Origin of the sequence: Streptomyces sp. NPDC049687 (assembly GCF_044465285.1) — a bacterium.
Classification (GTDB): domain Bacteria; phylum Actinomycetota; class Actinomycetes; order Streptomycetales; family Streptomycetaceae; genus Streptomyces.
Genome location: NZ_JBITLN010000004.1, coordinates 63620 through 75887, shown reverse-complemented (window position 1 = coordinate 75887; position 12268 = coordinate 63620). Strand labels below are relative to the sequence as shown.

General features: G+C 70.4%; 13 protein-coding genes. All 13 read left to right on the top strand.

Annotated features, from left to right (window positions below):
* Positions 1-40: 40 nt before the first annotated feature.
* The 13 genes from ACIBVL_RS14710 (at position 41) to ACIBVL_RS14650 (ending at position 12266) form a co-directional block, all read left to right on the top strand.
* On the top strand, positions 41-1333 hold the full coding sequence (locus tag ACIBVL_RS14710; RefSeq protein WP_399097446.1) for a GAF domain-containing protein: 1293 nt from the start codon (positions 41-43) through the stop codon (positions 1331-1333).
* Positions 1334-1488: 155 nt separating this feature from the next.
* A complete protein-coding gene (locus tag ACIBVL_RS14705; RefSeq protein WP_399097444.1) occupies positions 1489-2787 on the top strand; it encodes a hypothetical protein in 1299 nt (432 codons plus the stop codon).
* A 71-nt stretch (positions 2788-2858) separates the two neighbouring features.
* Complete coding sequence (locus ACIBVL_RS14700; protein WP_399097442.1) at positions 2859-3431, top strand: GNAT family N-acetyltransferase; 573 nt, start codon at positions 2859-2861, stop codon at positions 3429-3431.
* A gap of 127 nt (positions 3432-3558) precedes the next feature.
* Entirely contained in the window at positions 3559-3642 is an 84-nt protein-coding gene (locus ACIBVL_RS14695) for a putative leader peptide (protein WP_309486338.1), read from the top strand.
* Positions 3643-3817: 175 nt separating this feature from the next.
* Entirely contained in the window at positions 3818-5515 is a 1698-nt protein-coding gene (locus tag ACIBVL_RS14690; RefSeq protein WP_399097440.1) for a nitrite/sulfite reductase, read from the top strand.
* Positions 5512-5691 carry a hypothetical protein gene (locus ACIBVL_RS14685; protein WP_399097438.1) on the top strand — a complete coding sequence of 60 codons (180 nt, stop codon included), beginning with the start codon at positions 5512-5514 and terminating at the stop codon, positions 5689-5691. Before ACIBVL_RS14690 ends, ACIBVL_RS14685 begins: the two co-directional genes overlap by 4 nt.
* The gene (locus ACIBVL_RS14680; protein WP_399097436.1) at positions 5688-6398 is read left to right on the top strand and encodes a phosphoadenylyl-sulfate reductase; all 711 of its coding nucleotides are present in this window, start codon (positions 5688-5690) and stop codon (positions 6396-6398) included. The genes ACIBVL_RS14685 and ACIBVL_RS14680 overlap by 4 nt, the downstream gene beginning before the upstream one ends.
* A 29-nt stretch (positions 6399-6427) precedes the next feature.
* On the top strand, positions 6428-6964 hold the full coding sequence (cysC, locus tag ACIBVL_RS14675; RefSeq protein WP_399097434.1) for an adenylyl-sulfate kinase: 537 nt from the start codon (positions 6428-6430) through the stop codon (positions 6962-6964).
* On the top strand, positions 6961-7896 hold the full coding sequence (cysD, locus tag ACIBVL_RS14670; RefSeq protein ID WP_399097432.1) for a sulfate adenylyltransferase subunit CysD: 936 nt from the start codon (positions 6961-6963) through the stop codon (positions 7894-7896). The genes cysC and cysD overlap by 4 nt, the downstream gene beginning before the upstream one ends.
* A 2-nt stretch (positions 7897-7898) precedes the next feature.
* Entirely contained in the window at positions 7899-9233 is a 1335-nt protein-coding gene (locus ACIBVL_RS14665) for a sulfate adenylyltransferase subunit 1 (RefSeq protein ID WP_399097430.1), read from the top strand.
* A 234-nt stretch (positions 9234-9467) separates the two neighbouring features.
* Positions 9468-10586: an aliphatic sulfonate ABC transporter substrate-binding protein gene (locus tag ACIBVL_RS14660; protein WP_399097428.1), complete on the top strand. Its 1119-nt coding sequence runs from the start codon at positions 9468-9470 to the stop codon at positions 10584-10586.
* 26 nt (positions 10587-10612) lie between these two features.
* Positions 10613-11401, top strand: a complete 789-nt coding sequence (locus tag ACIBVL_RS14655) for an ABC transporter ATP-binding protein (protein ID WP_399097426.1) — start codon at positions 10613-10615, stop codon at positions 11399-11401.
* Entirely contained in the window at positions 11388-12266 is an 879-nt protein-coding gene (locus tag ACIBVL_RS14650; RefSeq protein WP_399097424.1) for an ABC transporter permease, read from the top strand. The genes ACIBVL_RS14655 and ACIBVL_RS14650 overlap by 14 nt, the downstream gene beginning before the upstream one ends.
* Positions 12267-12268 lie beyond the last annotated feature (2 nt).

The window sequence follows — 12268 nt, the reverse complement described above, 5'->3', positions numbered from 1 at the left end:
ACATCCGGTCCTTTGTCCCGTGCTCTTCCCGGAGGCTCTGGTGCCCCACTCGCCGATGAACGTGCCGCAGCTTGCGGCCGTCGACGCCGCGCGGGCGGCGCGGGTGCTCAACGAGGTGCGTGACGCGCGGCTGGCGGGCCAGCGGGCGCGTGTCGCGCCGCGCCCGGTGATCGAGCAGTCCTGGGAGCGGATGCTGCGCAGCGGGGTGGATCCCGAGCATGATGTCAGAGCCGGGCTGCTGACCGCGGACGAAGTGCGGCGCCGTCGTGAGGAGTCGCCGCTGCGGGAGGTGCTGCCCGTGCTGCGCGAGGGCCTGTTGTCGGTCGCGGACATCGCCCAGCACATCATGGTCGTCGCCGACGCGGAGGGCCGGGTGCTGTGGCGGGAGGGCTGCTCGCCGGTGCTGCGCAAGGCGGACGGGCTGGGGCTCGAGCTGGGCGCGGACTGGGGGGAGTCCGTCGTCGGCACGAACGGGGTGGGTACGGCGGCGGTGGTGCGTCGGCCGGTGCAGGTGTTCGCGGCCGAGCACTTCGTGCGCTCGCACGCCGCCTGGACCTGTGCGGGTGCGCCGGTCACGGATCCGCGTGACGGCCGGCTGCTGGGTGTAGTCGACGTCAGCGGGCCCTTGGAGACGATGCATCCGGCCACGCTGTCCTGGGTGGACTCGGTGGCGAAGCTCGCCGAGGCCAGGCTGCGCGAGCTGCATGTGTGTGCGCTGGAGCGGCTGCGGGCGGTGGCGGCGCCGGCGCTGGCCCGGCTGGGCGGGCGGGCCGCGGTGGTGGACGGGGACGGGTGGACGGCGGCGGTGACGGGGATGCCGTACGTCAGTCGGATCGGGTTGTCCAAGTCGCCGTCGGCGGGCCGCCGGTGGCTGCCGGCGCTGGGGCTGTGCGCGGTGGAGCCGCTGGCCGGGGGCTGGCTGGTGCGGTCGGTGGACGAGGTGGGCGAGCGGTCGCCGCGCGGCGGCACCCGGATCGTGCTGGATCTGACGCGGGCGCGCCGTTGGTCGGTGACGGTGTCGGGCGGCGCGGGCAGTTGGTCGCAGGAACTCAGTCCGCGGCATGCGGAGTTGCTCTACTTGCTCACCGTGCACCGTGGTGGGCGCAGCGCGTCGGGTCTGGCTGAGGACATGTTCGGGGACCCGGGCCGCACGGTGACGGTGCGGGCCGAGATGTCGCGGGTACGGCGGTATTTGGGGGGTTTCCTGGAACATCGGCCGTATCGTTTCTGCGAGGAGGCGGAGGTCGAGGTGCTCCTCCCGGCCGACCCGGCGGGCCTGTTGCCGCACTCCACGGCGCCCGCGGTGGTGCGGGGCCGGTCCTGCACACGGTAGCCGCCGTGCTGCGCTCGGTGGCATCTTCCGCGTATTTGTGAGGTCTACGTCCGTGACGGTGCTCTCTGCCGTAACATCCCTCTACGGGCCACCCCACCTGCTCCTCGGTCAACGTACGGATCATCAGGCGCAGTTGGCCCGCCTCGGGAGGACGAATGAGACATCGCGGCCGACACCGCCGGCGCAGGCGGGGCAGGGCGGTCCGGGCGTTCCTGGCCGGAACGGCCTTGGCGCTCACCGCCGCCGCCACCATGATCAGCGCCTCCCAGGCCACGGTCACCGACGATGGTCCCGGTGCTCTCAAGCCTCTCGCCCTGTCCTCCGGGACGGAGCGGATGGGCCTGACGGAGGAACTGGTCCCGCAGGCCGACCTGGACCGGCTCGCCGCCGGAATGGGCAGGCCGGTCGGGGTGGGCGCGGTGCTGGCCGGCGCCGACGGCGCCCTGCGGGACGCGGCCGGCTGCTCGGCCGCCGAGCGCGAGGCCCTGCCGGTCTCCCCCGCCGCCACGCGCGCGTACTGCTGGGACGCGGGCGACACCGAGGGCTGGCAGCCGGGAGCGGTCACCTCCTCGGGCGACGCGGACGACGACGGCATCTGGGGCACCAACCGGGTCATCCTCTCGGGCTGGTCGCGCACCGGCGGCACGGCCGCCGACCGCGGGCTCGCCCGGGTCGCCTTCGTCAACGCCAACGACCTGGAGCACCTGTCGTACACCTGGGTGCTGCTGGCCGTGCCCGTGGACGGCGGCCGCGACTACCGGGGGCTGGTCTCCCATGTCTCCGGGATGGTCTGGTACCAGGACAAGCTGCTGGTCACCACCGACGGCGGGGACGCGTCCGCGCTGTACGTGTACGACATGAACCGCGTCCAGCGCGCCGACGTCACCGGCGAGGCGGTCGGCCGGGTGCCGGGCGGCTGGTCGGCGAACGGCTCCCGGTTCGTCCTGCCGGCCGTCGGTTCCTACCGGCTCGACGGCGCCGTCGGCACTCCGCACCCCTCCACCGTCTCCCTCGACCGCAGCACGGCGCCGGACAGCCTGGTCGCCGGTGAGTGGACCCTCGACGGCGGTGACCGGGCCGCCCGGCTGTGGCGGTACCCGTTCAGCACGGCCGGGGGCCACGAGGGACTGCTCGCCACGGACGCCGGGGGGCGGGCGCGCGTGTCGGAGGCGTACCGGACGAAGGTCACCGGCGTGCGGGGCGTGCTGTCGTACCACGACGAGTGGTACGTCAGCCGCGCGGCCGGGGACGGGAAGCGGCACGGCGTGCTGTGGCGGCAGACCACCGAGGGGGCGGCGGCCGCGGAGTGCGGTGACACCACCGAGTCGCACGACTGCTGGAGCGGCCGCACCGAGTCCCTCTCCTACTGGGCGGAGACCGGCGAGGTCTGGACCCAGTCGGGACGGATGCTGTTCGCGACACCGCTGGGCCCGCTGGACGGACCGGACCAGTAGCCCCGCGGGCGGGTGGCCCGGCTCGTGGACGGCGATCGACAGATCCTCGGGTGCGATGATTCCCTGACCGCATGACCCACATCGCCGTGACCACCTGGTCCCTGGAGCAGACCGCCCCGACCGACCTCCTGCCGGCCGCCGCGCCGGACGGCGACGTCCGGATCGTCCGCTCCGAGGTGCCCTCGCCCGAGTTCAGCCGCTTCCTTTACGCCTCCGTCGGCGGGGACATCCGCTGGATCGACCGGCTGAGCTGGCCGTACGCGCGCTGGGAGGAGCACCTGGAGCGTCCGGGGGTGGAGACCTGGGTCGCCCACTACCGGGGCACGCCCGCCGGGTACGTGGAGCTGGACCCGCAGGACGACGGCGTCGTGGAGATCACCTACTTCGGACTGATCCCCGCCTTCCGCGGCCGGCGGATCGGCGGGCACCTGCTGTCGTACGGGACCGCCCGCGCCTGGGACCTCGGGGAGCGCTGGCCCGGACTGCCGGGGACCAAGCGGGTGTGGCTGCACACCTGCAGCCTCGACGGCGAGCACGCCATGGCGAATTACCGGCGCAGGGGGTTCAGGCTGTTCGACACCAAGGTCGAGGAGCAGGCCGAGGTGTCCGCGCCGGGCCCCTGGCCCGGCGCATACCGCGTCTGACCTGCACCGACAAGAGGTGCCGCGCAGCATGTGATCGACGCCACCCTGGTCTCGCAGTTCGAGACAAGGGTGTCCGCATCGCGGACGAAGCTGGACTGTGTCCAGATCGCCGTGACACGCTTCCGTCATGTCTGGAACTGGAATTGCCTTGGTGAGTCGGCGGCACGTCGACCTCGGCCGCATGTCCAGCGCCATCTGTCCGGCGAGCTGAGCACAGCCCCGGCAGCGCCCGACTTCCTCCAGCCTTCCTCTGCGCAACGACGCGCAAGCATGCCTCCATGCGCCCGTACGCGCTGGTAAGAGCCTCCCCGCCCGTCACCGACCACCTCCCTGGACGGCGCTGCGCGCCGACACCTCCCGTCGCTGTCCCGAAGGACGTATTCACCATGGCCGCCACCCCGCAGAACCCTGCCGCCTCCGCGCCCCGCCGCAAGGTGAGTCGTCACCGCGGTGAGGGTCAGTGGGCCGTGGGTCACTTCACCCCGCTCAACGGCAACGAACAGTTCAAGAAGGACGACGACGGTCTCAATGTGCGGACACGCATTGAGACGATCTACTCCAAGCGCGGCTTCGACTCGATCGACCCGAACGACCTGCGCGGACGTATGCGCTGGTGGGGCCTGTACACCCAGCGCAAGCCCGGGATCGACGGCGGCAAGACCGCGGTCCTGGAGCCCGAGGAGCTGGACGACAAGTACTTCATGCTGCGCGTCCGCATCGACGGCGGCCGGCTCACCACCGAGCAGCTGCGGGTGATCGGCGAGATCTCCCAGGAGTTCGCGCGCGGCACCGCGGACATCACCGACCGGCAGAACGTCCAGTACCACTGGATCCGCATCGAGGACGTGCCCGAGATCTGGGACCGGCTCGAGGCGGTCGGGCTGTCCACCACCGAGGCCTGCGGCGACACGCCCCGTGTGATCATCGGCTCGCCGGTGGCCGGCATCGCCGAGGACGAGATCATCGACGGCACCCCGGCCATCGAGGAGATCCAGCGCCGGATCATCGGCAACAAGGCGTTCTCGAACCTGCCCCGCAAGTTCAAGTCCGCGATCTCCGGCTCGCCGCTCCTGGACGTGGCGCACGAGATCAACGACGTCGCGTTCGTCGGCGTCGACCACCCCGAGCACGGCCCCGGCTTCGACCTCTGGGTCGGCGGCGGCCTGTCCACCAACCCCAAGATCGGCGTCCGGCTCGGCGCCTGGGTCCCGCTGGACGAGGTCGCCGACGTCTACGAGGGCGTCATCTCGATCTTCCGTGACTACGGGTACCGGCGCCTGCGCACCCGCGCCCGCCTGAAGTTCCTGGTCGCCGACTGGGGCGCGGAGAAGTTCCGCCAGGTCCTGGAGGACGAGTACCTCAAGCGCAAGCTGGTCGACGGCCCGGCGCCCGCCCAGCCGGTGGAGCGCTGGCGCGACCACGTCGGCGTGCACCGGCAGCAGGACGGCCGTTTCTACGTCGGTTTCGCCCCGCGTGTCGGCCGTGTCGACGGTGCCACGCTGTCGAAGATCGCCGACCTCGCCGAGGCGCACGGTTCCGGCCGGGTCCGTACCACGGTCGAGCAGAAGATGATCGTCCTCGATGTCGAGGAGGAGCAGGTCGCCTCGCTGGTCGAGGCGCTGGAGGCGCTGGACCTGACGGCCAGGCCGTCGGCGTTCCGGCGCGGCACGATGGCCTGCACCGGCATCGAGTACTGCAAGCTCGCCATCGTCGAGACCAAGCAGCGCGGCTCCTCGCTGATCGACGAACTGGAGCGCCGCCTCCCGGACTTCGACGAGCCGGTCACCATCAACATCAACGGCTGCCCGAACGCCTGCGCGCGTATCCAGGTGGCGGACATCGGTCTCAAGGGCCAGCTGGTCCTGGACAAGGACGGCGAGCAGGTCGAGGGCTTCCAGGTGCACCTGGGCGGCGCGCTCGGCCTCGAGGCCGGCTTCGGCCGCAAGGTCCGTGGCCTGAAGGTGACCTCGGAGGAGCTGCCGGACTACGTGGAGCGTGTCCTGAAGCGGTTCCAGGAGGAGCGCGAGGACGGCGAGCGGTTCGCGGCCTGGGCCGCGCGCGCCAGCGAGGAGGCCCTCTCATGAGCGAGCGGGCCGCCCCTTTCTACTGCCCCTACTGCGGTGACGAGGACCTGCGACCGAACGAGCAGAGCCACGGCGCCTGGGAATGCGCGGCATGCAACCGCGCATTCCAGCTGAAGTTCCTCGGGCTGCTGGCCCGGGGCGTTCAGCGCACGGAAACAGGAGGGGATCGGATATGACCACGGTTCAGGAAGGCCGTACGACCGAGGAGTTGAAGGCGCTCGCCGAGCAGGCGGGCCGCGACCTGGAGGACGCCTCCGCCCTGGAGATCCTCCAGTGGGCGGTGGACACCTTCGGCAAGGGCTTCTGCGTGACCTCCTCCATGGAGGACGCGGTCGTCGCCCATCTGGCGTCCCGGGTCCTCAAGGGCGTGGACGTGGTGTTCCTCGACACCGGCTACCACTTCCCCGAGACCATCGGCACCCGGGACGCCGTCGAGGCCGTGATGGACGTCAACGTCATCACGCTCACCCCGCGGCAGACGGTCGCCGAGCAGGACGCCGAGTACGGGCCGAAGTTGCACGACCGCAATCCCGACCTGTGCTGCAAGCTGCGCAAGGTGCAGCCGTTGGAGGAAGGGCTCAAGGGATACCGGGCCTGGGCCACCGGCCTGCGGCGCGACGAGTCTCCCACCCGGGCGAACACTCCGGTCGTCGGCTGGGACGAGAAGCGGCAGAAGGTCAAGATCTCGCCAATCGCCCGCTGGACCCAGGACGACGTCGATGCGTACATCACCGAGCACGGCGTACTGTCCAACCCCCTGCTGATGGACGGTTACACCTCCGTCGGCTGCGCCCCCTGCACCCGCCGGGTCCTCGAAGGTGAGGACACACGCGCCGGCCGCTGGGCCGGGCGGGCCAAGACCGAGTGCGGACTGCACGGCTGACCCCCATGACACCGACATTGGAGAACCACGTGACGACCGGAGCCACCGTCTGGCTCACGGGTCTGCCGAGTGCCGGCAAGACCACCATCGCGTACGAGCTGGCCGGCCGGCTGCGCGAGGAGGGCCACCGCGTCGAGGTGCTCGACGGCGACGAGATCCGCGAGTTCATCTCGGCGGGCCTCGGCTTCAGCCGCGAGGACCGGCACACCAACGTGCAGCGCATCGGTTTCCTCGCCGAACTTCTGGCTCGTCATGGCGTGAAAGCCCTGGTGCCGGTGATCGCGCCGTACGCGGACAGCCGCGAGGCGGTGCGCAAGCGCCACCAGGAGAACGGTTCCGCCTATCTGGAGGTGCATGTGGCGACCCCGGTCGAGGTGTGCTCCGTCCGCGATGTGAAGGGCCTGTACGCCAAGCAGGCGGCGGGCGAGCTGACCGGGCTGACCGGCGTCGACGACCCGTACGAGGCGCCCGAGTCGCCCGATCTGCGGATCGAGTCCCAGGACCAGACCGTGCAGGAGTCCGCGGCGTCGGTGTACGCCCTGCTCAGCGAAAGGGGACTGGTGTGACGACCGTCGCGACGGCACAGGAGGGCACGGCCCGCCCGTACGCCCTCTCCCACCTGGACGCGCTGGAGTCCGAGGGGGTGCACATCTTCCGCGAGGTGGCGGGCGAGTTCGAGAACCCGGTGATCCTGTTCTCCGGCGGCAAGGACTCCATCGTCATGCTGCACCTCGCGCTGAAGGCGTTCGCCCCGGCGCCGGTGCCCTTCTCGCTGCTGCACGTCGACACCGGACACAACTTCCCCGAGGTCATCGAGTACCGCGACCGGGTCGTCGCCGAGCACGGGCTGCGGCTGCACGTGGCCTCCGTGCAGGACTACATCGACCGCGGCGTGCTGAAGGAACGGCCCGACGGCACCCGCAATCCCCTCCAGACGCTCCCGCTCACCGAGAAGATCCAGTCGGAGAAGTTCGACGCGGTCTTCGGCGGTGGCCGGCGCGACGAGGAGAAGGCCCGGGCGAAGGAACGCGTCTTCTCCCTGCGGGACGAGTTCTCGCAGTGGGACCCGCGCCGGCAGCGGCCCGAACTGTGGAACCTGTACAACGGCCGCCACGCTCCCGGCGAGCACGTGCGCGTGTTCCCGTTGAGCAACTGGACCGAGCTGGACGTCTGGCAGTACATCGCCCGTGAGGGCATCGAACTGCCGGAGATCTACTTCGCGCACGAGCGGGAGGTGTTCCAGCGGTCCGGGATGTGGCTGACCGCCGGTGAGTGGGGCGGCCCGAAGGACGGCGAGACGGTCGAGAAGCGGCTGGTCCGCTACCGGACCGTGGGTGACATGTCCTGCACCGGTGCCGTCGACTCCGACGCGGTGACGCTCGACGACGTCATCGCCGAGATCGCCGCCTCCCGGCTCACCGAGCGCGGCGCCACCCGCGCCGACGACAAGCTCTCCGAGGCCGCGATGGAAGACCGCAAGCGCGAGGGGTACTTCTAAGCATGAGCACGACCACGACCGAGGCACTCTCGGAGACCACCCTGCTGCGGTTCGCCACCGCGGGCTCCGTCGACGACGGCAAGTCCACCCTCGTCGGCCGGCTGCTGCACGACTCCAAGTCGGTCCTCACCGACCAGTTGGAGGCCGTGGAGCGCGCCTCGGCCTCGCGGGGGCAGGACGGTCCCGACCTGGCGCTGCTGACGGACGGTCTGCGGGCCGAGCGCGAGCAGGGCATCACCATCGACGTGGCCTACCGCTACTTCGCCACGGCCCGGCGCCGGTTCATCCTCGCCGACACCCCCGGCCATGTGCAGTACACCCGCAACATGGTGACGGGTGCCTCCACGGCCGAGCTGACGGTGATCCTGATCGACGCCCGCAACGGTGTCGTCGAGCAGACCCGTCGGCACGCCGCCCTCGCGGCGCTGCTCCGTGTCCCGCATGTGGTGCTCGCCGTGAACAAGATGGACCTGGTCGACTACCAGGAGTCCGTGTTCGCCGCGATCGCCGAGGAGTTCACGGCGTACGCGACCGAACTGGGCGTCCCTGAGGTCACCGCCATTCCGATTTCGGCGCTCGCCGGCGACAACGTGGTGGAGCCGTCCGCGCACATGGACTGGTACGGCGGCCCGACCGTCCTGGAACACCTGGAGACGGTTCCGGTCACCCACGACCTGAGCCACTGCCACGCCCGCCTTCCCGTGCAGTACGTGATCCGGCCGCAGACCGCCGAGCACCCGGACTACCGGGGCTACGCCGGTCAGATCGCCGCCGGTTCCTTCCGGGTCGGCGAGTCCGTGACGGTCCTGCCGTCCGGCCGCACCTCGAAGATCTCCGGCATCGACCTGCTCGGCGAGCCGGTCGACATCGCCTGGACCACGCAGTCGGTGACCCTCCTGCTGGAGGACGACATCGACATCTCGCGCGGCGACCTGATCGTGCCGACCAAGGACGCCCCGGCGACCACGCAGGACATCGAGGCGACCGTCTGCCACGTCGCCGACGCCCCGCTCACCGTCGGCCACCGCGTGCTGCTCAAGCACGGCACCCGCACGGTCAAGGCGATCGTCAAGGACATCCCGTCCCGTCTCACGCTCGACGACCTGTCCCTGCACCCGCACCCGGGACAGCTCGTCGCCAACGACATCGGCCGGGTGAAGATCCGTACCGCGGAGCCGCTGCCGGTGGACTCCTACGCGGACTCGCGGCGCACGGGATCGTTCATCCTCATCGATCCGGCCGACGGCACGACGCTCACCGCCGGCATGGTCGGCGAGTCGTTCGCCTCCCCCGAACCGGTCAAGGACGAGCCCGACGACGACGGCTGGGACTTCTGACCATGAATCCGACCGACTACTACGCGACGTTCGCGAAGGAGGGCGGCCGCGTCGGCAGCGGCGCCCTCGGCAGCGGGCAGGGCGGGGTGGCCCGATGTGCGGTGTGACGTACGCGCACCGCTTGCGCGCCCCGTCCCCCCACCCGACGTCCCGGAAGCGACGAAGACCCTTTGCCGAACTCCCGGCCACGATCTGACGGACGTGACCGCCGGGCCAACGAGAGGAACCCCTCCCGTGCCTGCCAACCGCTCAGCCCACTCCGGCCTCCTTCGCCGCGGCCTCGCCGTGGTCGCCGCACTCCCCCTCCTCACCCTCGCCGCCTGCGGCTACGGGTCCGAGTCCACGGACACCAACTCCAACGAGAAGGTCGCCGCCGGGTCGGAGAAGATCGACGGACTCGACACCGTCAAGATCGGCTACTTCGGCAACCTGACCCACGCCACCGCCCTGGTCGGCCGTGAGCAGGGCCTCTTCCAGAAGGCGCTGGGTGCCACCAAGGCCTCGTACGCCACCTTCAACGCGGGTCCCTCCGAGATCGAGGCACTCAACTCGGGCTCCATCGACATCGGCTGGATCGGGCCCTCCCCGGCGATCAACGGCTACACCAAGTCCGACGGCAAGAGCCTGAAGATCATCGGCGGTTCGGCGTCCGGCGGCGTGAAGCTGGTCGTCAACCCGAAGAAGATCAAGTCCCTGGCGGACGTCAAGGGCAAGAAGATCGCCACGCCCCAGCTCGGCAACACCCAGGACGTGGCGTTCCTGAACTGGGTGGCCGACCAGGGCTGGAAGGTCGACGCGCAGAGCGGCAAGGGCGATGTGACCGTCGTCCGTACGGACAACAAGATCACCCCGGACGCCTACAAGGCCGGCTCCGTCGACGGCGCCTGGGTGCCGGAGCCGACCGCGTCGAAGCTGGTCGCCGAGGGCGGCAAGGTGCTGCTCGACGAGGCGTCGCTGTGGCCGGACAAGAAGTTCGTGATCACGAACATCATCGTGTCGCAGAAGTTCCTCACCGAGCACCCGAAGGCCGTCGAGGCGGTCCTGAAGGCGTCGGTCGAGGCCAACAAGTGGATCAACGCCAACCCGGACGAGGCGAAGGCCGCGGCGAACAAGCAGCTGGAGGCGGACTCCGGCAAGGCGCTGCCGGCCGAGGTCCTGGACCCGGCGTGGAAGTCCATCCAGTTCATCAACGACCCGCTGGCCTCGACCCTCAACAGCGAGGCGGAGCACGCGGTGAAGGCCGGTCTGCTGGAGAAGCCCGACCTGAAGGGCATCTACGACCTCACGATCCTCAACAAGGTCCTCAAGGCCGAGGGCGAGAGCACGGTCGGCGACGCCGGTCTCGGCAGCTGACGTAGATCCCGACGAGTTCCCAGGAGATGACGACCATGGCCACGACTCTCGCCAAGGCCGCGGAGTCGGTCGACTACGCGGCACGCATCGAGCATGTCTCGAAGTCCTTCGCGACACCGGGCGGGCAGCAGCTCGTTCTGGACGACATCAGCATCGATGTCGCGCCGGGCGAGTTCGTCACCCTCCTGGGGGCCTCGGGCTGCGGCAAGTCCACGCTGCTGAATCTGGTGGCGGGGCTCGACAGGCCCACCACGGGCTCCATCACGACGGACGGCCGCCCGGCCCTGATGTTCCAGGAGCACGCCCTCTTCCCGTGGCTGACCGCGGGCAAGAACATCGAACTGGCCCTGAAGCTCAGGGGAGTTCCCAAGCCCGAGCGACGCGACAAGGCGGAGCGGCTGCTCGAACTGGTCCGGCTGAAGGGCGCGTACGGCAAGCGCGTCCACGAACTGTCGGGCGGTATGCGGCAGCGGGTGGCGTTGGCCCGCGCGCTCGCGCAGGAGAGCAACCTGCTGCTGATGGACGAGCCGTTCGCGGCGCTGGACGCCATCACGCGGGACGTGCTGCACGACGAGCTGACCCGCATCTGGGAGGAGACCGGCCTCTCCGTCCTGTTCGTCACGCACAACGTGCGGGAGGCGGTGCGGCTCGCCCAGCGGGTCGTCCTGCTGTCGTCCCGGCCGGGCCGGATCGCGCGCGAGTGGACGGTCGGCATTCCGCAGCCGCGCCGCATCGAGGACGCGCCCGTGGCCGAACTGTCCCTCGAGATCACCGATGTACTGCGTGGGGAGATCCGCCGTCATGGCCAGCACTGAGACGACACCGGTCCAGGACGCCGGGAGCGTCGAGGCGGGCCTGGACGCACTGGAGACGACGGCCACCGGCCGTCCGACGCTCCGGCAGACCTTCGTCAACAAGATCCTGCCGCCGATCATCGCGGTCGCGGTGGTCCTCGTGGTCTGGTTCGTCCTGTACCCGGTCGTCGACGACCCGACGAAGCTGCCCTCGCCGGGTGCCGTGGGCAGCGCCTTCCAGGACGCCTGGCTGAAGGGCGATCTGCTCGGCTACATCTGGACCAGCGTCTCGCGCGGTCTGCTGGGCTTCTTCTTCGCGCTGCTCATCGGCACCCCGCTGGGTCTGCTGGTGGCGCGGGTGAGGTTCGTGCGCGCGGCCATCGGCCCGATACTGTCCGGCCTGCAGTCGCTGCCGTCGGTGGCGTGGGTGCCGCCGGCCGTGATCTGGCTGGGTCTGAACAACTCCATGATGTACGCGGTGATCCTGCTCGGCGCGGTTCCCTCCATCGCCAACGGTCTGGTGTCCGGCGTGGACCAGGTGCCGCCGCTGTTCCTGCGCGCGGGCCGCACGATGGGGGCGACCGGCGTCAAGGGCATCTGGCACGTCACCCTGCCGGCGGCGCTGCCCGGCTATGTGGCGGGCCTGAAGCAGGGATGGGCGTTCTCGTGGCGCTCGCTGATGGCGGCGGAGATCATCGCGAGCTTCCCCGACCTGGGTGTGGGCCTCGGCCAGCTGCTGGAGAACGCCCGTACGGCCAGCGACATGGCCATGGTGTTCGAGGCCATCCTGCTCATCCTGTTCGTGGGCATCGCCATCGACCTGCTGATCTTCAGCCCGCTGGAGCGGTGGGTGCTGCGCAGCCGCGGTCTGCTGGTGAAGGGCTGAGT

Coding starts and splice junctions, on each gene's coding strand:
- ACIBVL_RS14650 (WP_399097424.1), top strand. CDS start 11,388: ATGGCCAGCACTGAGACGACACCGGTCCAGGACGCCGGGAGCGTCGAG.
- ACIBVL_RS14655 (WP_399097426.1), top strand. CDS start 10,613: ATGACGACCATGGCCACGACTCTCGCCAAGGCCGCGGAGTCGGTCGAC.
- ACIBVL_RS14700 (WP_399097442.1), top strand. CDS start 2,859: ATGACCCACATCGCCGTGACCACCTGGTCCCTGGAGCAGACCGCCCCG.
- ACIBVL_RS14665 (WP_399097430.1), top strand. CDS start 7,899: ATGAGCACGACCACGACCGAGGCACTCTCGGAGACCACCCTGCTGCGG.
- ACIBVL_RS14695 (WP_309486338.1), top strand. CDS start 3,559: ATGTCTGGAACTGGAATTGCCTTGGTGAGTCGGCGGCACGTCGACCTC.
- ACIBVL_RS14690 (WP_399097440.1), top strand. CDS start 3,818: ATGGCCGCCACCCCGCAGAACCCTGCCGCCTCCGCGCCCCGCCGCAAG.
- ACIBVL_RS14680 (WP_399097436.1), top strand. CDS start 5,688: ATGACCACGGTTCAGGAAGGCCGTACGACCGAGGAGTTGAAGGCGCTC.
- ACIBVL_RS14705 (WP_399097444.1), top strand. CDS start 1,489: ATGAGACATCGCGGCCGACACCGCCGGCGCAGGCGGGGCAGGGCGGTC.
- ACIBVL_RS14685 (WP_399097438.1), top strand. CDS start 5,512: ATGAGCGAGCGGGCCGCCCCTTTCTACTGCCCCTACTGCGGTGACGAG.